The organism is Streptomyces sp. NPDC001443, from assembly GCF_053597355.1.
The window spans coordinates 1-19391 of record NZ_JBSFIA010000079.1 but is presented as its reverse complement, the minus strand read 5'-3'; the positions used below and the strand labels follow the sequence as shown (position 1 = coordinate 19391).

Below are 19391 nucleotides of genomic sequence, written 5' to 3'. Positions count from 1 at the left end.
CCAGGGCCTTTCGGCAACGCCGCTGGGGGTCCCCCCTCTGGGGGAGCGCGTGCCGGGCGCCGCCCGCCGGGCCCCACTTTTGTTCGGAGCTCTTACGGGGGTTGATACGGGCCTAGGCCGGGTCCGTCTCACGCAACAGGCCGGTCTTCACGTCGAAGACGAAGCCGCGCACGTCGTCGGTGTGCAGCAGGAACGGCGAGGTGCGCACGCGCTGCATGGACTGGCGCACGTCCTGTTCGACGTCCCGGAACGCCTCCACCGCCCAGGCGGGGCGCTGGCCGACCTCCATCTCCAGATCGTGGCGGAACTCCTCGGTGAGGGTCTCCAGACCGCAGCCGGTGTGGTGGATGAGCACGACGCTGCGGGTGCCCAGCGCGCGCTGACTGATGGTGAGGGAGCGGATCACGTCGTCGGTGACCACACCGCCCGCGTTGCGGATCGTGTGGCAGTCGCCCAGATTCAGGCCGAGCGCTGCGTGCAGGTCGAGACGGGCGTCCATGCAGGCCACGACGGCGACACGCAGGACGGGACGGGCGTCCATGCCGGGGTCGGTGAACGCGGCGGCGTACTGGCCGTTCGCCTCGACCAGGCGGTCGGTCACGGTACCGCCGGATATGGCCGGCCCGGAGCCGGTGGGAACCGATGCAGAAGGCGTCATGGTTATGACCGTACTGGTCACCGCCGGTCCCGTCGCGGTACGAGAGGGGGAAATGGGATCCATTGTGTCCTCTTGTGAGCTAACCCACACAGGTGGTGCCTGTGCCTCCGCGGGGGTGATTTTCCCCGGTCCGCCGCTTCGCGAGCACACCGGCACGCGACGCGCAGGCCGGTTGATTGACCGGGCCACCCGGTGGACTAAAGTGACGCGAAGCGGGAGGCGAGACCTTCCCTGCTGCACTGGATACCCCCGAAGACCCCGGCGCGCTGTCCGGAGATCTCCCCACGTGCGCGGCGCGTACGTACGGCTCGGCCTCCTCCCGCTCCCGGCTGGGGGGAGGGTGGGGACCCGGCGGTGCGTGGGCCGCGCCGGACCTGAGAGGGCCCCTTGAGCCAGAGTCGACACGTCCCGGTGATGCTCCAGCGGTGCCTGGACCTGTTGGCCCCCGCGCTCGGGCGCCCGGGAGCGGTGGTCGTCGACTGCACCCTCGGCCTCGGCGGACACAGCGAGGCCCTGCTGACGCAGTTCCCCGAGGCCCGGCTCGTCGCCCTCGACCGCGACAAGGAGGCCCTGCGCCTGTCCGGTGAGCGGCTCGCCCCCTTCGGCGAACGCGCCACCCTCGTGCACGCGGTCTACGACGAACTGCCCGACGTCCTCGACCGGCTCGGCGTCCCTCGCGTCCAGGGCGTCCTGTTCGACCTCGGCGTCTCCTCCATGCAGCTCGACGAGGCCGACCGGGGCTTCGCCTACGCCCAGGACGCGCCGCTCGACATGCGGATGGACCAGACGACCGGCATGAGCGCCGCCGAGGTCCTCAACACCTACCCGCCCGGTGAGCTCGTCCGGATCCTGCGGGCCTACGGCGAGGAGAAGCAGGCCAAGCGGATCGTGAGCGCGATCGTGCGCGAGCGCGAGAAGGAGCCGTTCAGCAACAGCGCACGGCTGGTGGAGCTGATCCGGGACGCGCTGCCGCAGGCCGCCAAGCGCACCGGCGGCAACCCGGCCAAGCGGACCTTCCAGGCCCTGCGGATCGAGGTCAACGGCGAACTGTCCGTCCTGGAACGGGCGATCCCGGCGGCCGTGAAGTCGCTCGACGTGGGCGGCCGGATCGCCGTCCTGTCGTACCACTCGCTGGAGGACCGCCTGGTCAAGCAGGTGTTCGCGGCCGGTGCCGCGACCACCGCGCCGCCCGGGCTGCCGGTCGTGCCCGAGCGCTACCAGCCCCGGCTCAAGCTGCTGACGCGCGGCGCCGAACTTCCCACCGAGGCGGAGGTCGCCGAGAACCGGCGGGCCGCCCCGGCCCGCCTGCGCGGGGCCGAGCGCATCCGGGAGGACGTCGAGTGACGCCGGCTCAGCGGCGGCCCGGCCGGCCCGGCCGCGGACCCGGGTCCGCAACCCCACCGGGCGGAGGGCGTGTGAGCAGGAAACCCGAGCTGAAGGGGCGGGCCGCCCGGCTCGCCCGGCTCATTCCCGCGGGCCGGGGCCGGGCGGCCCGGACCCCGTTCGTCCTCCTCGTCGTCCTCCTGCTCGGCGGCGGCCTCATCGGTCTCCTCGTGCTGAACTCGGCGCTCAGCGAAGGCTCGTTCCGACTGGACGACCTGAAGACCGACACCAAGAACCTCACCGACGAGGAACAGGCGCTCCAGCGGGACGTGGACTCCTACTCCGCCCCCGACGCCCTCCAGCGCCGCGCCCGCGAACTCGGCATGGTCCCCGGCGGCGACCCGGCCTTCCTGAACCGGGACGGCACCGTGAAGGGCGTCCCGTCGGCCGCGCCCCGGCAGTCCTCCGCCGAACTCCCCCTCGCGCTGCGCCCCCCGGAGGCGGCCGCCTCCGCGTCCGCCGCCCCGCCCGCCCCGGTGACGACCCCCGCGTCCGCCGCCCCGCCCGCCCCTGTGACGACCCCCGCGTCCGCCGCCTCGCCGGCCCCGGCGACGACCACCGCCTCCGGCGCGCCGGCCGGCCCGAGCGCGACCCCCGCCCCGAGTGCGACCCCCGCCCCGACCACACCCCTCGGTAGGTGACGGAAGTGTCCGACAGGGAACCGCCACGCCGCCGCGTGCCCGGCCCGGCCAGGCCCGTCCGCCCGGCCGCGACCCGGCGGCGACCCGGCCCCGGGGCCCGGCCGGCCCGCCGGCCCGCCCCGGCCCGGCCCGCCCGGCCGCAGGCGCTGCGGCTGGGCAGCCCCCGTCCCCGGCTGCGCATGATCGGCCTCGCGCTGACCCTGGTGCTGATCGCGTTCGTCGTACGACTGCTCCAGGTGCAGGCCGTCGACGCCGACGCCTACGCCGCCAAGGCCGAGCAGAACCGCTACGTCGTGCACACCCTGGCCGCCGAGCGCGGCGGGATCACCGACCGCAACGGCGTCGCCCTGGCCGCCAGCGTGGACGCGTACGACATCACCGCCGACCCCACGATGTTCACCGGCAAGCAGCTGAAGATCGGCGACGGGCCGGAGCGGGCGGCGGCGCTGCTCGCCCCGATCCTCGGCCTGGAACAGGCCGATCTCGTCAAGAAGCTCAGGCCCAAGGACAAGAAGCTCCAGTACGTCAGGCTCGCCGGCCGGCAGACCCCGCAGGTCTGGACGCAGATCAAGGACCTGAAGGCGGCGCTGGCCAAGAAGGCGCAGACGGACGACACCACGGTCAACGTGCTGGCCGGGGTCTTCGCCGACCCCACCACCAGGCGCGTCTACCCCAACGGCGACCTCGCCGCCGGGATACTGGGCTGGGTCAACGCCGACGGCAAGGGCGGCGGCGGTATCGAACAGCAGCTGAACAAGGCGCTGACCGGCAAGGACGGCAAGATCCGCTACGCCCAGTCCGGCGGCCGCCAGGTGCCGACCGCGGGCTCCACCGAGACGCCCGCCGTGTCCGGCAGCGACATCGAGCTCACCATCGACCGCGACATCCAGTGGGCCGCGCAGAACGCCATCACCGAGCAGGTGAAGAAGTCCAAGGCGGACCGCGGGTACGTGATCGTGCAGGACACCCGGACCGGCGAGATCCTCGCCATGGCCGACTCGCCCGGCTTCGACCCCAACGACCTGACCAAGGCCGATCCCGCGGCCCTCGGCAACGCGGCCGTCCAGGACGCCTACGAGCCCGGCTCCACCGCCAAGGTCATGTCGATGGCCGCCGTGCTGGAGGAGAACGCGGCCACCCCCCTGACCCATGTCACCGTGCCCAACCGGCTGCACCGCGGCGACCGGCTCTTCAAGGACGACATGGACCACGAGACGTGGTACCTCACGCTCAACGGCGTGCTCGCCAGATCCAGCAACATCGGCACGATCCTCGCCACCGGCCAGCTCGGCACGACGCAGCCCGAGGCCAACCGGGTCCTCTACTCCTATCTGCGCAAGTTCGGCATCGGTGCCTACACCGGACTCGACTTCCCTGGCGAGACCAAGGGCATCCTCGCCGCGCCGGACGACTGGTCGACATCGCAGCAGTACACGATTCCTTTCGGTCAGGGCGTGTCCGTCAACGCCATGCAGGCGGCCTCCGTCTACTCGACGATCGCCAACGGCGGCGTCCGCGTCGAGCCCACGCTGGTGCGCGGCACGAAGGGGGCGGACGGACGCTTCGCCCCCGCCGCCCAGCCGAAGAAGACCCGGGTCATCAGCGCCAAGACCGCCAAGAGCCTCGCCCAGATGCTGGAGTCGGTCGTGGACGACGAGCACGGCACCGGCGCCAAGGCGCGTATCCCGGGCTACCGTGTCGCGGGCAAGACCGGTACGGCCAACCGCGTGGATCCGGCCACCGGCAAGTACAAGGGATACACGTCGTCGTTCGCCGGATTCGCTCCCGCGGACAAGCCGCGCGTCACCGTCTACTGCGCGATCCAGAACGCCACCGAGGGCAACTACTTCGGCGGTCAGATCTGCGGCCCCATCTACAAGCAGGTGATGGAGTTCGCCCTGAAGACCCTTCAGGTCCCGCCCACCGGGGCGAAGCCCGCCAGCCTCCCCGTCGACTTCACACCCTGACCCGGCCGGCACCCTGACCGGCCCGGAAACCCGTACCGCCCAGCACCGAACCAGCCAGGAAACCAGCCCGTGACCATGATCACTCCCCAGCCGGGGAACCAGGGCGCGCCAGGCCCCTCGCTTCGCTCGCAAGCGGGTGCGCCCGGTACGCTCACCGCCGTGCCACACGCTGATCAGTCCCAAACCACCCAGAAGGGCGTTCCCGTGACATATCCGGGCCCGCCCCGGCCGGTCCAGGTCTCCGCAACACCCCTCGCGGAGCTCGCCGATCAGCTGGGCGCCGCCGCTCCGAACGACACCGCCGCGATCACGGGCATCACCCATGACTCGCGGGCCGTCCGTCCCGGCGACCTCTACGCCGCCCTGCCGGGCGCCCGCGCCCACGGCGCCGACTTCGTCGTCCAGGCGGCCGGTCTCGGCGCGGTCGCCGTCCTGACCGATCCCGCCGGCGCCGAACGGGCCGCCGCCACCGGCCTGCCGGTGCTGGTCGCCGACGACCCGCGCGGCCGGATGGGCGAGCTGGCCGCCACGATCTACGGCCGTCCCGGCCGGGACCTGCTCCAGATCGGCATCACCGGAACCTCCGGCAAGACCACCACGGCCTACCTGGTCGAGGGCGGTCTGAAGGCCGACCGCGCCACCGGGCTGATCGGCACCGTCGAGATGCGCATCGGCGACGAGCGCATCAAGTCCGAGCGCACCACCCCCGAGGCCACCGACCTCCAGGCCCTGTTCGCGGTCATGCGCGAACGCGGCGTCGAGGCGGTCGCCATGGAGGTCTCCAGCCACGCCCTGGTGCTCGGCCGCGTCGACGGCTGTGTCTTCGACATCGCCGTCTTCAACAACCTCAGCCCGGAGCACATGGAGTTCCACTCCGACATGGAGGACTACTTCCAGGCCAAGGCGCAGTTGTTCACCCCGCGGCGCAGCAGGCTGGGCGTGGTCAACTTCGACGACGCCTACGGCCGCAGGCTGGCGCGGGAGGCGACCGTCCCGGTCGTCACCTTCTCCGCCGAGGGCGACCCGGACGCGGACTGGCGCGCGGAGGACGTCCACGTCGGACCCATGGACTCCACGTTCACCGTGACCGGCCCCGAGGGGCAGCGGATCACCGCCCGGTCCCCGCTGCCGGGTCCCTTCAACGTCGCCAACACCCTGGCCGCGATCGTCGCCCTCGCCGTCGCGGGGCTCGACCCGCAGACCGCGGCCGACGGCGTCGCCGCGGTGCCGGGGGTGCCGGGCCGCCTGGAGCGGGTGGACGCCGGACAGCCGTACCTCGCGGTCGTCGACTACGCCCACAAGACCGACGCCGTCGAATCGGTGCTGCGCGCCCTGCGCAAGGTCACCAAGGGCCGGCTGCACATCGTGCTCGGCTGCGGCGGCGACCGGGACACCACCAAGCGGCGGCCGATGGGCGCCGCGGCCGCCCGGCTCGCCGACACGGCCGTACTGACCTCGGACAACCCCCGCTCCGAGGATCCCCTGGCGATCCTGGCGAGCATGCTCGAGGGCGCGGCCTCCGTGCCCGCGCACGAGAGAGGCGAGGTGCTCCTGTTCGAGGACCGGGCCGCCGCGATCGCCGCCGCCGTCTCCCGGGCCCGGCCCGGGGACACCCTGCTGGTCGCGGGCAAGGGCCATGAGCAGGGCCAGGACATCGCCGGAGTGGTCCGTCCCTTCGACGACCGCCAGGTGCTCCGCGAAGCTATCCAGAAGACCCAGGGATGAACTTGTGATCGCCCTCTCCCTCGCCGAGATCGCAGCAGTCGTCGGCGGGCAGACGTACGACATACCGGATCCGTCCGTCCAGGTGACCGGACCGGTCGTCCGGGACTCCCGAGAGGTGGTGCCAGGCAGCCTGTTCGTCGCGTTCGTCGGTGAACGCGTGGACGGCCACGACTTCGCGCACGCGGTCGTCGAGGCCGGTGCCGCCGCCGTGCTGGCGTCCCGGCCCGTCGGGGTCCCCGCCATCGTGGTGGAGGACGTCCAGGCGGCCATCGGCGCCCTCGCACGGCACGTCGTGCGCGAGCTCGGTGCCACCCTCGTCGCCCTCACCGGCTCGGCGGGCAAGACCAGTACCAAGGACCTGATCGCGCAGGTGCTCCAGCGCCACGCCCCCACGGTGTGGACGCCCGGCTCGCTCAACAACGAGATCGGGCTGCCGCTGACGGCGCTCGCCGCCACCGAGGAGACCAGGTTCCTGGTCCTGGAGATGGGCGCCCGCGGGATCGGCCACATCCGCTACCTGGCCGGCCTGACGCCGCCGAGGATCGGCCTCGTGCTGAACGTCGGCACCGCCCACATCGGGGAGTTCGGCGGCCGCGAGCAGATCGCCCAGGCGAAGGGCGAACTCGTGGAGGCGCTGCCGCCGGCCGAGGACGGCGGCATCGCGGTCCTCAACGCCGACGACCCCCTGGTGCGGGCCATGGCCTCCCGTACGAAGGCGAAGGTGGTCTATTTCGGAGAGTCCGACGAAGCGGACGTTCGCGCCGAGAACGTGCGACTCACGGACAGCGGACAGCCCGCCTTCAGCCTTCACACACCCTCCGGGTGCAGTGATGTGACCATGCGCCTGTACGGTGAGCATCACGTGTCGAACGCGCTCGCCGCGGCCGCCGTCGCCCATGAGCTGGGCATGTCCGTGGAAGAGATCGCCACCGCGCTCTCCGAGGCGGGCTCCCTCTCCCGTTGGCGCATGGAGGTCACGGAGCGCCCGGACGGCGTGACGGTCGTCAACGACGCCTACAACGCGAACCCCGAGTCCATGCGAGCCGCCTTGCGCGCGCTCGCGGCGATGGGCAAGGCCGCTCAGGCTCAAGGGGGTCGTACGTGGGCGGTGCTCGGCAAGATGGCCGAGCTCGGGGACGAGGCTCTCGCCGAGCACGACGCGGTCGGACGGCTTGCCGTCCGGCTCAATGTCGGCAAGCTCGTCGCGGTCGGGGGCAGGGAAGCCGCCTGGCTGCAACTGGGCGCATATAACGAGGGTTCGTGGGGTGAGGAGTCGGTGCACGTGTCCGACGCACAGGCGGCGGTCGACCTGTTGCGCAGCGAGTTGCGCCCGGGAGACGTCGTACTCGTGAAGGCGTCCCGGTCGGTCGGTCTCGAGAGCGTGGCGCAGGCGCTGCTCGAGAGCGGTGCCGAGGGTGAGGTTGCCGCCCGATGATGAAGCAGATCCTGTTCTCAGGAGTCATTGGCCTCTTCCTGACCCTGATCGGCACCCCGCTGCTGATCAAGCTCCTCGCCCGCAAGGGCTACGGGCAGTACATCCGCGACGACGGCCCGCGGGAGCACGCGAGCAAGCGCGGTACGCCGACGATGGGCGGTATCGCCTTCATCCTCTCGACGATCGCCGCGTACTTCCTCTCCAAGGTCATCACCGGCTACGCGCCCACCTACTCGGGCCTGTTGGTGCTGGGCCTGATGTTCGGCATGGGCCTGGTGGGCTTCCTCGACGACTACATCAAGATCGTCAAGCGGCGCTCGCTCGGTCTGCGGGCCAAGGCGAAGATGGCCGGCCAGCTGATCGTCGGTATCGCCTTCGCGGTGCTCTCGCTCCAGTTCGCGGACGGCCGCAACCAGACCCCGGCCTCCACCAAGCTGTCGTTCATCACGGACTTCGGCTGGACGATCGGCCCGGTGCTGTTCGTCGTCTGGGCGCTGTTCATGATCCTGGCGATGTCCAACGGCGTGAACCTGACCGACGGTCTGGACGGACTGGCCACCGGCGCCTCCGTCCTGGTCTTCGGCGCCTACACGTTCATCGGCGTCTGGCAGTTCCAGGAGTCCTGCGCCAACTCGATGACGCTGACGAACCCGAACGCCTGCTACGAGGTGCGCGACCCGCTGGACCTCGCGGTCATCGCCTCCGCGCTGATGGGTTCCTGCCTGGGCTTCCTGTGGTGGAACACGTCGCCGGCCAAGATCTTCATGGGTGACACCGGTTCGCTGGCGCTCGGCGGTGTGCTCGCGGGTCTCGCGATCTGCTCCCGCACCGAGCTGCTGATCGCCATCCTCGGCGGCCTGTTCGTCCTCATCACCATGTCGGTCGTCATCCAGGTCGGCTCCTTCCGGCTGACCGGCAAGCGCGTCTTCCGGATGGCGCCACTCCAGCACCACTTCGAACTCAAGGGCTGGTCCGAGGTACTTGTGGTGGTCCGATTCTGGATCATCCAGGGCATCTGTGTGATCGTCGGACTCGGCCTCTTCTACGCGGGATGGGCAGCGGACAAGTGACCGACTGGCAGGGGAAGAACGTCACCGTCGCCGGACTGGGCGTCTCCGGCGTCCCGGCGGCCAAGGTGCTGCACGGGCTCGGCGCGAAGGTCACCGTCGTCAACGACGGCGACGACGAACGCGCCCGCGCCCAGGCGGCGGAACTGGAGGCGCTCGGCATCACCGTGCGCCTCGGTGACGGGGACACCCTGCCCGAAGGCACCGAACTCGTCGTCACCGCGCCCGGCTGGAAGCCGGACAAGCCGCTGTTCGCCGCCGCCGCGCAGGCCGGCGTCCCCGTCTGGGGCGACGTCGAACTGGCGTGGCGGCTGCGGGGCCCGGACGCCGCCCCCTGGCTGGCCGTCACCGGCACCAACGGCAAGACCACCACCGTCCAGATGCTCGCCTCCATCCTGAAGGCGGCGGGCCTGCGCACGGCGGCGGTCGGCAACATCGGCGTCTCCCTGCTCGACGCGGTCCTCGGCGACGAGCAGTACGACGTCCTCGCGGTCGAGCTGTCGAGCTACCAGCTGCACTGGGCGCCCTCGCTGCGCGCCCACTCGGCCGCCGTCCTCAACCTCGCCCCCGACCACCTCGACTGGCACGGCTCCATGGAGGCGTACGCCGCCGACAAGGGCCGTATCTACGAGGGCAATCGGATCGCCTGCGTCTACAACGTGGCCGACGAGGCCACCGAGAACCTGGTGCGCGCGGCGGACGTCGAGGAGGGCTGCCGGGCCGTCGGCTTCACGCTCGGCACCCCGGGTCCCTCCCAACTCGGCGTGGTGGAAGGCATCCTGGTCGACCGCGCCTTCGTCGAGAACCGGCAGAAGAACGCCCAGGAGCTGGCGGAGGTGGCGGACGTCGACCCGCCCGCCCCGCACAACATCGCCAACGCCCTTGCGGCGGCGGGCCTCGCGCGCGCCTTCGGGGTGCCCGCCAAGGCCGTACGGGACGGCCTGCGGGCCTTCACCCCGGACGCCCACCGCATCGCGCACGTGGCGGACCTGGACGGCGTCGCCTACGTCGACGACTCCAAGGCGACCAACACCCATGCCGCGGAAGCCTCTTTGGCCGCCTACGAGTCGATCGTGTGGATCGCGGGCGGACTGGCGAAGGGCGCGACCTTCGACGAACTCGTCGCGAAGTCGGCGAAGCATCTTCGCGGCGTCGTGCTCATCGGCGCGGACCGCGCCCTGATCCGGGAAGCCCTGGCGCGACACGCCCCGGAAGTACCGGTCGTCGACCTCGACCGGACCGACACTGGGGCGATGCTCGCGGCTGTCCGGGAAGCGCGGCGGCTCGCCACCGCCGGCGACACGGTGCTGCTGGCCCCGGCCTGCGCCTCGATGGACATGTTCGCCAACTACAACAAGCGCGGCGACGCGTTCGCGGAGGCGGTTCGCGAACTCGGCGCCTGACCCCGCCTGCTGCCGGGCGACCCTGGGAGGGACGCGTGCGACCGTCGAGGCCGACGTACAGCGGAGCCACGGATGCCCGGTAGCCGTACCGGGCGTCCGCCCGCGCAGCGGGCCGTACGGCTGCCGCCCGGCTCCAGGGGCCCGCGTGACAACCCGCTGCGCGTTCTGCATCTGCGCGCCCTCAAGGCCTGGGACCGGCCGCTGACGGCGTACTACCTGATCCTCGGCGGCAGCCTGCTGATCACCGTGCTGGGTCTGGTGATGGTCTACTCGGCCTCCCAGATCACGGCTCTGCAGATGGCGCTGCCCGGCTCGTTCTTCTTTCGCAAACAGTTCCTGGCCGCCTCCATCGGCGCCGGACTGCTGCTGCTCGCCTCCCGGATGCCGGTGAAACTGCACCGCGCGCTGGCCTACCCGATCCTCGCCGGAGCCGTCTTCCTGATGGCGTTGGTGCAGGTGCCGGGGATAGGAGTCGCGGTCAACGGCAACCAGAACTGGCTCTCCCTCGGCGGCTCCTTCCAGATCCAGCCCAGCGAGTTCGGCAAGCTCGCCCTGGTGCTGTGGGGCGCCGACCTCATCGCGCGCAAACACGACAAGAAGCTGCTGGCCCAGTGGAAGCACATGCTCGTGCCGCTCGTGCCGGTGGCCTTCCTGCTGCTCGGGCTGATCATGCTCGGCGGCGACATGGGCACCGCGATCATCCTGACGGCGATCCTGTTCGGGCTGCTGTGGCTGGCGGGCGCACCGACCAGGCTGTTCGTGGGCGTGCTGTCGATCGCGGCCACGATCGGGGTGATCCTCATCAAGACGAGCCCCAACCGGATGGCCCGGCTCTCCTGCATCGGCGCCACCGAGCCGCAGAGCGGACCCGTCGACTGCTGGCAGGCCGTGCACGGCATCTACGCCCTCGCTTCCGGCGGGATCTTCGGATCCGGACTCGGGGCAAGTGTGGAGAAATGGGGACAACTGCCCGAAGCGCACACGGACTTCATCTTTGCCGTCACCGGTGAGGAACTGGGCCTGGCGGGGACGCTGTCGGTGCTCGCCCTGTTCGCGGCTCTAGGCTATGCGGGTATCCGCGTGGCCGGACGCACGGAGGATCCCTTCGTCAGGTATGCCGCGGGAGGCGTGACCACGTGGATCGTCGCACAGGCGGTGATCAACATCGGTGCGGTGCTCGGCCTGCTGCCGATCGCCGGGGTTCCTCTCCCGCTGTTCTCCTACGGAGGGTCCGCCCTGCTGCCGACCATGTTCGCCGTCGGGTTGCTGATCGCCTTCGCGCGTGACGAGCCCGCCGCGCGGGCGGCGCTTGCGATGCGACAGCCCCGCTTTGGTAGAAAGCGGGCTGGAGGCCCTGCGCCCGACCGGGGGCCTCGGAGATGGAACACGATGCGACGGCGTGCCTCGGCGGCGCGCACGTCCGGAGAGCGGTGAATTTCGGTGCATGTCGTACTCGCTGGTGGGGGGACCGCCGGCCACATCGAGCCCGCGCTCGCCCTCGCGGACGCCCTGCGCAGGCAGGACCCCACCGTGGGGATCACGGCGCTGGGCACGGAGCGGGGCCTGGAGACCCGACTCGTCCCGGAGCGGGGCTACGACCTCGCGCTGATCCCGGCCGTGCCGCTGCCGCGCAAGCCGACCCCCGAGCTGATCACCGTCCCGGGCCGGCTGCGCGGGACGATCAAGGCGGCCGAGCAGATCCTGGAGCGCACCAAGGCCGACTGCGTCGTCGGCTTCGGCGGCTACGTCGCCCTGCCCGGCTACCTGGCCGCCAAGCGCCTCGGTGTGCCGATCGTGATCCACGAGGCCAACGCGCGCCCCGGCCTGGCCAACAAGATCGGCTCGCGGTACGCGGCCAGGGTCGCCGTATCCACCCCGGACAGCAAGCTGCGCGACGCCCACTACATCGGCATCCCGCTGCGCCGCTCCATCGCCACCCTCGACCGGGCCGCCGTACGCCCGCAGGCCCGCGCGGCCTTCGGACTCGACCCCAACCTGCCGACGCTGCTCGTCTCCGGCGGCTCGCAGGGCGCCCGCCGCCTCAACGAGGTGATCCAGCAGGTCGCGCCCTGGCTCCAGCAGGCGGGCATCCAGATCCTGCACGCGGTCGGCCCGAAGAACGAACTGCCGCAGGTGCAGCAGATGCCGGGGATGCCGCCCTATGTGCCGGTACCGTACGTGGACCGGATGGATCTCGCCTACGCCGCGGCCGACATGATGCTGTGCCGCGCGGGCGCGATGACCGTCGCCGAACTCTGTGCCGTCGGGCTCCCGGCCGCCTACGTCCCGTTGCCCATCGGCAACGGCGAACAGCGGCTGAACGCCCAGCCGGTGGTCAAGGCGGGCGGCGGTCTCCTCGTCGACGACGCGGAACTCACCCCGGAGTGGGTGCGCGAGCACGTGCTGCCCGTGCTCGCCGACCCGCACCGGCTGTACGAGATGTCCAGCATCGCCAGCGAGTTCGGCCGCCGGAACGCCGACGAACTGCTCGTCGGTCTGGTCTACGAGGCGATCGCCGCGGGCCGTTAGGCGCGGATGACGAAAGGGCAGGGAGCGTGGCCGGACCCACCACCGCCGAGCGCGGTGAACGTCAGCAGGAGCCGTCCGGCCCGCCCCTCGTCCGGAGGTTCGGGCGGCGCCGGCTTCGTGTGATCATCTTCATGCTGGTCGGTTCCGTGCTCCTGGGCGCGGGTTGCGTCTGGGTGCTGTACGGCTCGCAGTGGCTGCGGGTGGAGCATGTCTCGGTCTCGGGCACCGCCGTGCTCACGCCGGAACAGGTACGCGAGGCTGCGGACGTTCCCGTCGGGGCACCGCTTATTTCGGTCGATACCGATGCGATCGAGGCGCGACTTCGCCGGAAATTGCCCCGAATTGACTCGGTTGATGCGGTCCGTTCCTGGCCCCATGGAATCGGGCTGAAAGTGATCGAACGCTCTCCGGTCCTTCTGGTCCGAAAGGGCTCCTCCTATGTCGAAGTGGACGACGACGGCGTCCGTTTCGCCACGGTTTCCGAGGCGCCGAAAGGCGTTCCGATGCTCGAATTGTCGCTTTCCCGGCCGGGTTCGGCGGCCGCGAGTCTGCGGCGCTTCGGCGAGGACCGGCTCGTGCGCGAGGCCGTGCGGGTCGCGGGGGACCTGCCGGCCGCCGTCGCGCGCGAGACCCGGACCCTCAAGGTGCTTTCCTACGACGACATCTCGCTGGAGTTGACCGCCGGACGGTCGGTCGCGTGGGGCAGCGGTGAACACGGCGGCACGAAGGCCCGTACTCTCACTGCACTGATGAAAGCGGCACCCGGGGCGCGGCACTTCGATGTCAGCGTTCCCACCGCCCCCGCCTCAGTGCTCAGTTGACGTACATCGGCGCAGGCCAGCACCCTGGTTGGGCAGCGCTACGCCTGATCACATAGGGTGAAAAGAAAAACGGGAGGTTCGGCGTGTTCGTTGAACGCGCGCCGCTTGTCGACTTAGTGTCCTGTTCAGAAGACTCCAGAGAACAGACATACTGGTAACCCTAAACTTCAACGTTAGGGTTCGGGTCGGCGCTACGGACCGTCCCCATTCGGCATCAGTCGTCGGATCGCGACACGGCGAGGCGGCGACACGTAACTCGAGGCGAGAGGCCTTCGACGTGGCAGCACCGCAGAACTACCTCGCAGTCATCAAAGTCATCGGTGTCGGCGGCGGTGGTGTCAATGCCATCAACCGGATGATCGAGGTCGGTCTCAAGGGCGTCGAGTTCATCGCCATCAACACCGACGCGCAGGCGTTGTTGATGAGCGACGCCGACGTCAAGCTCGACGTCGGCCGGGAACTCACGCGCGGCCTCGGGGCCGGAGCCAACCCGGCAGTCGGCCGCAAGGCCGCCGAGGACCACCGCGAGGAGATCGAGGAGGTCCTCAAGGGGGCCGACATGGTCTTCGTGACCGCCGGAGAGGGCGGCGGCACCGGCACCGGCGGCGCGCCCGTCGTGGCCAACATCGCCCGCTCGCTGGGCGCCCTCACCATCGGCGTGGTCACCCGCCCCTTCACCTTCGAGGGCCGGCGCCGCGCCAACCAGGCCGAGGACGGCATCGCGGAACTCCGCGAAGAGGTCGACACCCTCATCGTCATCCCGAACGACCGACTGCTGTCCATCTCGGACCGCCAGGTCTCGGTCCTCGACGCCTTCAAGTCGGCGGACCAGGTCCTGCTCTCCGGCGTCCAGGGCATCACGGACCTCATCACCACCCCCGGTCTGATCAACCTCGACTTCGCCGACGTCAAGTCGGTCATGTCCGAGGCGGGTTCGGCCCTCATGGGCATCGGCTCGGCCCGCGGCGACGACCGCGCGGTGGCGGCGGCCGAGATGGCGATCTCCTCGCCGCTGCTGGAAGCCTCCATCGACGGCGCCCGGGGCGTCCTGCTGTCCATCTCCGGCGGCTCCGACCTCGGTCTGTTCGAGATCAACGAGGCGGCCCAGCTCGTCAGCGAGGCGGCCCACCCCGAGGCCAACATCATCTTCGGCGCGGTCATCGACGACGCCCTGGGCGACGAGGTGCGGGTCACCGTGATCGCGGCCGGCTTCGACGGCGGTCAGCCGCCCGCGCGCCGGGACAACGTCCTCGGCGCGTCCTCGGCCCCGGCCCGGCGCGAGGAGCCCGCTCCCGTCCGCCAGCCCGAGAGCCGCCCGTCCTTCGGCTCCCTGGGCAGTGTCACGCCCAAGGAGGAGCCGGAGCCCGCTCCGGAGCCCGTGAAGGAGATCCCGGTGGCCCCGCCGCTGCCGTCGTCGCGGAGCTACTCGGACAGCGCGGCCGAGGAGCTCGACGTGCCGGACTTTCTGAAGTGATAGGACAGCGCTCCGTAACGGGCACTGCGAACGGCGCGCACTTCGCCTTCACCGACAGGTGGGGCGGGGTGAGCGCCGTTCCGTACGAGGAGCTCAACCTCGGCGGCGCGGTCGGTGACGACCCCGACGCCGTCCGCGCCAACCGCGGGTCGGCGGCGCGGGAACTCGGGCTCGATCCGGCCCGGGTGGTCTGGATGAACCAGGTGCACGGCAACGATGTCGCCGTGGTCGACCGCCCCTGGGGCGACGGGCCCGTCCCGTCGGTCGACGCCCTGGTGACCGCAACCCGGGGGCTCGCCCTCGCGGTGCTCACCGCCGACTGCGTCCCGGTCCTGCTGGCCGACCCGGTGGCCGGGGTGGTCGCCGCCGCCCACGCGGGGCGTCCCGGCATGGTCGCCGGGGTCGTGCCCGCCGCCGTCGACGCGATGAAGTCGCTCGGCGCCGACCCCGCCCGGATCGTCGCCCGCACCGGACCCGCCGTCTGCGGCCGGTGCTACGAAGTGCCGGAGGAGATGCGCGCCGAGGTCGCCGCCGTCGAACCGGCGGCGCACTCGGAGACGAGCTGGGGTACACCCGCGGTCGATGTGACCGCCGGCGTGCACGCGCAGCTCGAAAGGCTCGGGGTGCACGACCGGGCGCAGTCGCCGGTGTGCACGCTCGAGTCCGGCGACCACTTCTCGTACCGCCGGGACCGCACCACCGGGCGGCTCGCCGGCTACGTCTGGCTGGACTGATGGGGCATGACGGACCGTAACGACGAACTCGCCGCAAACCTGGCGAAGGTGGAGCGGCGCATCGCCGCCGCGTGCGCGGCCGCGGGCCGCGGGCGCGAAGAGGTGACCCTGATCGTGGTCACCAAGACCTATCCCGCGAGCGATGTGCGGCTGCTGTCCGGACTCGGGGTGCGGCACGTGGCCGAGAACCGGGACCAGGACGCGGCACCCAAAGCCGCCGAATGTTCCGATCTGCCCCTTAGTTGGCATTTCGTCGGTCAATTGCAGACCAACAAGGTGCGATCGGTGGTCGGTTATGCGGATGTCGTGCAATCCGTTGACCGTTCCCGGCTCGTGACGGCCCTGTCGAAGGAGGCCGAGCGCGCCGGGCGCGAACTGGGCTGTCTCCTCCAGGTCGCGCTCGACGCCGGGGAACGCGAGCGCGGGGAGCGCGGCGGCGTGGCGCCCGCGGGAATCGAAGAGTTGGCCGATCTTGTCGCCCGGGCGCCCGGACTGCGCCTCGACGGGCTCATGACGGTCGCTCCCCTCGCCGGGGAGTACGCGGGACGTCAACGAGCCGCGTTCGAGCGGTTGATGGATTTGTCGACCGACCTGCGCCGAGCCCATCCGGCTGCGAACATGGTCTCGGCAGGGATGAGTGCGGACCTCGAGGAGGCCGTGGCGGCAGGGGCGACACATGTGCGCGTCGGCACCGCGGTACTCGGAGTCCGTGCCGGGCTCGGGTAACGTCGCCAGGAAGTCGGACCACAGCAGAAAATATGGTCATTTCCGCCGAAAGGCGGGCATAAAGGCCACGTGGATCGCGGGACTTGGCAGTCGTCAGCGGATCCACCACAGAGCGGAGGACTCAGAGCATGGCCGGCGCGATGCGCAAGATGGCGGTCTACCTCGGCCTCGTGGAGGACGATGGGTACGACGGCCGGGGCTTCGACCCCGACGACGACTTCGAACCCGAACTGGACCCGGAGCCCGAGCGGGATCACCGGCGGCACGAGCCGTCGCACCCGCTGCACGGAGTACATCAGTCGCAAAGGGACGAACCGGTACGAGTGGTGCAGCCCTCCGCTCCACGTGACCCGATGCCGCACGCCGCTTCGCTCGCCGCGGAATCCGGGCGCCCGGCGCGGATCGCACCCGTGGCATCCATCACACAAGAACGTCAGAGTCTGGAGAAGAACGTCCCGGTGATCATGCCCAAGGTCGTGTCGGAACGAGAGCCGTACCGGATCACCACGCTCCACCCCCGGACCTACAACGAGGCCCGTACCATCGGGGAACACTTCCGTGAGGGCACGCCGGTGATCATGAACCTCACGGAGATGGACGACACGGACGCGAAGCGACTTGTCGACTTTGCTGCCGGTCTTGTGTTCGGTCTCCACGGCAGCATCGAGCGGGTGACGCAGAAGGTGTTCCTGTTGTCGCCTGCTAACGTCGATGTCACGGCGGAGGACAAGGCCCGCATCGCAGAGGGCGGGTTCTTCAACCAGAGCTGAGACGTGGGACCGGAACGAAGTACGGAACAGGGGAGAGGGAAGCACCAGTCATGAGCGTGTTCGCGCAGGTGGTGTACTACGCGCTGCTGCTTTTCCTCATCGTCCTGATCTTCCGGCTTGTCATGGACTACGTCTTCCAGTTCGCCCGCTCGTGGCAACCCGGCAAGGCGATGGTGGTCGTTCTGGAGGCCACTTACACTGTCACTGATCCACCGTTGAAGCTTCTGCGGCGGTTCATTCCGCCGTTGCGTCTCGGGGGCGTGGCGCTCGACCTGTCCTTCTTCGTACTGATGATCATCGTCTACATCTTGATCAGCGTCGTGGGGAGTCTCGCGAGGTGACAGTGGACGATACGGTCTTGCCGACTGCCGATGACTACGTTGAGGTGAAGAGATGCCGTTGACCCCCGAGGACGTGCGGAACAAGCAGTTCACGACCGTCCGCCTCCGAGAAGGCTATGACGAGGACGAGGTCGATGCCTTCCTCGACGAGGTCGAAGCCGAACTGACCCGACTGCTCCGCGAGAACGAGGACCTGCGCGCCAAACTGGCCGCGGCGACGCGCGCTGCTGCCCAGAACCAGCAGAACATGCGCAAGCCTCCGGAGCAGGACGGGCCGCAGGGCGGTATGCCCCAGCAGGGTATGCCTCCGCAGGGCATGCCCCAGCAGGGTATGCGTGGTCCTGGTGGTCCTGTGCCCGCCGGCATATCGGGCCCGCCGCAGCAGCAGATGGGTGGCCCCATGGGTGGTCCGCCCCAGCTGCCGAGCGGTGCGCCGCAGCTGCCCGCCGGCCCTGGTGGCGGTCAGGGCGGTCCGCAGGGTCCCGGTCCGATGGGTCAGGGTGGCCCGATGGGTCCCGGTCCGATGGGGCAGGGCGGTCCGATGGGTCCCGGTCCGATGGGTCAGGGCGGTCCGATGGGTCCCGGTCCGATGGGGCAGGGCGGTCCGATGGGTCCCGGCCCCATGGGCCAGGGCGGTCCGATGGGCCAGGGTCCGATGGGTCAGGGTCCGATGGGCGGCCAGCCCCCCATGCAGCAGATGGGCGGCCCCATGGGCGGCCCGATGGGCGGCCCCATGGGTGGTCCGATGGGCGGCCCCGGTCAGGGCCCCGGCGGCGACAGTGCCGCCCGTGTCCTCTCGCTGGCCCAGCAGACCGCCGACCAGGCGATCGCCGAGGCCCGCTCCGAGGCCAACAAGATCGTCGGTGAGGCCCGCAGCCGCGCCGAGGGACTCGAGCGTGACGCCCGTGCCAAGGCCGACGCCCTGGAGCGGGACGCGCAGGAGAAGCACCGCGTCGCGATGGGCTCCCTGGAGTCCGCCCGCGCCACGCTGGAGCGCAAGGTCGAGGACCTGCGCGGCTTCGAGCGCGAGTACCGTACGCGTCTGAAGTCCTACCTGGAGTCGCAGCTGCGCCAGTTGGAGACCCAGGCCGACGACTCGCTGGCTCCGCCGCGTACCCCGGCGGCCGCGTCCCTCCCGCCGTCCCCGGCGCCCTCCATGGCACCGGCCGGCGCGAGCGCCCCGTCGTACGGCACCGGTCCGGGCATGGGTGGTGGGCCGTCGCCGGCTCCGCCGTCCTACGGCGGTCAGCAGCAGATGACGCCGGCCATGACCCAGCCCATGGCCCCGGTCCGGCCTCAGGGCCCGTCCCCGATGGGTCAGGCGCCCTCGCCGATGCGTGGGTTCCTGATCGACGAGGACGACAACTGACGGCCGTCCCCACGCCTTAGGCGTCGGCAGCGTTCAAGGGCGAGGCCCCGGATTCCGATCCGGGGCCTCGCCCTTTTTACGCGGGTTGACGACGGTGCGCCGCCGGGCGCGCACGGCGAGCGACGAGGACGGCCGGGAGCGGTCCCGGCCGTCACGGCGACGGGAACCGCTCCCGGTCCGCCGGACGCGGCGTCGCCGGACCGGCAGGCGGTGCCTGGCGCGAGCGCGGTGGCTGGGGGGATTCCGGGGGGGTGCCCCTATCTCTTTGGTCAAGCTGTTGGGGTGCCCCGGTGGAGGCGGAGCGTGCGTCAGCCATCCGCCGCTGTGTCGATGCCTGCGTATTCGTAG

Annotated in this window: 17 protein-coding genes; 16 read left to right on the top strand and 1 reads right to left on the bottom strand. The window is 70.8% G+C overall.

Annotation, left to right across the window (positions count from 1 at the left end):
• Window positions 1-112: 112 nt before the first annotated feature.
• On the bottom strand, window positions 113-658 hold the full coding sequence (locus ACWC24_RS41070) for a beta-class carbonic anhydrase (protein WP_375972787.1): 546 nt from the start codon (window positions 656-658) through the stop codon (window positions 113-115).
• A gap of 387 nt (window positions 659-1045) precedes the next feature.
• Between ACWC24_RS41070 and rsmH the strand changes: the two genes are divergently transcribed.
• The 16 genes from rsmH (at window position 1046) to ACWC24_RS40990 (ending at window position 19043) form a co-directional block, all read left to right on the top strand.
• Window positions 1046-2002 (top strand): 16S rRNA (cytosine(1402)-N(4))-methyltransferase RsmH, encoded by a 957-nt coding sequence (gene rsmH, locus ACWC24_RS41065; protein WP_450668026.1) that lies wholly within the window; start codon window positions 1046-1048, stop codon window positions 2000-2002.
• A gap of 71 nt (window positions 2003-2073) precedes the next feature.
• Window positions 2074-2682: a septum formation initiator family protein gene (locus tag ACWC24_RS41060; protein WP_450668025.1), complete on the top strand. Its 609-nt coding sequence runs from the start codon at window positions 2074-2076 to the stop codon at window positions 2680-2682.
• 5 nt (window positions 2683-2687) lie between these two features.
• Entirely contained in the window at window positions 2688-4649 is a 1962-nt protein-coding gene (locus tag ACWC24_RS41055; protein WP_450668024.1) for a peptidoglycan D,D-transpeptidase FtsI family protein, read from the top strand.
• A 69-nt stretch (window positions 4650-4718) separates the two neighbouring features.
• Window positions 4719-6374, top strand: a complete 1656-nt coding sequence (locus ACWC24_RS41050) for a UDP-N-acetylmuramoyl-L-alanyl-D-glutamate--2,6-diaminopimelate ligase (RefSeq protein WP_450668023.1) — start codon at window positions 4719-4721, stop codon at window positions 6372-6374.
• Window positions 6375-6378: 4 nt separating this feature from the next.
• Window positions 6379-7809, top strand: a complete 1431-nt coding sequence (locus ACWC24_RS41045; RefSeq protein WP_450668022.1) for a UDP-N-acetylmuramoyl-tripeptide--D-alanyl-D-alanine ligase — start codon at window positions 6379-6381, stop codon at window positions 7807-7809.
• The gene (gene mraY, locus ACWC24_RS41040) at window positions 7809-8879 is read left to right on the top strand and encodes a phospho-N-acetylmuramoyl-pentapeptide-transferase (RefSeq protein ID WP_450668027.1); all 1071 of its coding nucleotides are present in this window, start codon (window positions 7809-7811) and stop codon (window positions 8877-8879) included. The genes ACWC24_RS41045 and mraY overlap by 1 nt, the downstream gene beginning before the upstream one ends.
• On the top strand, window positions 8861-10279 hold the full coding sequence (gene murD, locus ACWC24_RS41035; RefSeq protein ID WP_450668021.1) for a UDP-N-acetylmuramoyl-L-alanine--D-glutamate ligase: 1419 nt from the start codon (window positions 8861-8863) through the stop codon (window positions 10277-10279). Before mraY ends, murD begins: the two co-directional genes overlap by 19 nt.
• A gap of 72 nt (window positions 10280-10351) precedes the next feature.
• Complete coding sequence (gene ftsW / locus ACWC24_RS41030; RefSeq protein WP_450668020.1) at window positions 10352-11713, top strand: putative lipid II flippase FtsW; 1362 nt, start codon at window positions 10352-10354, stop codon at window positions 11711-11713.
• Window positions 11714-11719: 6 nt separating this feature from the next.
• Window positions 11720-12808 (top strand): undecaprenyldiphospho-muramoylpentapeptide beta-N-acetylglucosaminyltransferase, encoded by a 1089-nt coding sequence (gene murG / locus ACWC24_RS41025; RefSeq protein WP_450668019.1) that lies wholly within the window; start codon window positions 11720-11722, stop codon window positions 12806-12808.
• 26 nt (window positions 12809-12834) lie between these two features.
• Window positions 12835-13629 carry a cell division protein FtsQ/DivIB gene (locus ACWC24_RS41020; RefSeq protein WP_450668018.1) on the top strand — a complete coding sequence of 265 codons (795 nt, stop codon included), beginning with the start codon at window positions 12835-12837 and terminating at the stop codon, window positions 13627-13629.
• 277 nt (window positions 13630-13906) lie between these two features.
• Window positions 13907-15103 (top strand): cell division protein FtsZ, encoded by a 1197-nt coding sequence (gene ftsZ / locus ACWC24_RS41015; RefSeq protein ID WP_450668017.1) that lies wholly within the window; start codon window positions 13907-13909, stop codon window positions 15101-15103.
• Window positions 15100-15837: a peptidoglycan editing factor PgeF gene (gene pgeF / locus ACWC24_RS41010; RefSeq protein WP_450668016.1), complete on the top strand. Its 738-nt coding sequence runs from the start codon at window positions 15100-15102 to the stop codon at window positions 15835-15837. The genes ftsZ and pgeF overlap by 4 nt, the downstream gene beginning before the upstream one ends.
• A gap of 6 nt (window positions 15838-15843) precedes the next feature.
• Complete coding sequence (locus tag ACWC24_RS41005) at window positions 15844-16563, top strand: YggS family pyridoxal phosphate-dependent enzyme (protein WP_450668015.1); 720 nt, start codon at window positions 15844-15846, stop codon at window positions 16561-16563.
• A 128-nt stretch (window positions 16564-16691) separates the two neighbouring features.
• Window positions 16692-17333 carry a cell division protein SepF gene (locus ACWC24_RS41000; protein ID WP_152893968.1) on the top strand — a complete coding sequence of 214 codons (642 nt, stop codon included), beginning with the start codon at window positions 16692-16694 and terminating at the stop codon, window positions 17331-17333.
• 50 nt (window positions 17334-17383) lie between these two features.
• Complete coding sequence (locus ACWC24_RS40995; protein ID WP_351616792.1) at window positions 17384-17674, top strand: YggT family protein; 291 nt, start codon at window positions 17384-17386, stop codon at window positions 17672-17674.
• Between the two features lie 52 nt (window positions 17675-17726).
• Window positions 17727-19043 (top strand): DivIVA domain-containing protein, encoded by a 1317-nt coding sequence (locus tag ACWC24_RS40990; protein WP_450668014.1) that lies wholly within the window; start codon window positions 17727-17729, stop codon window positions 19041-19043.
• Window positions 19044-19391 lie beyond the last annotated feature (348 nt).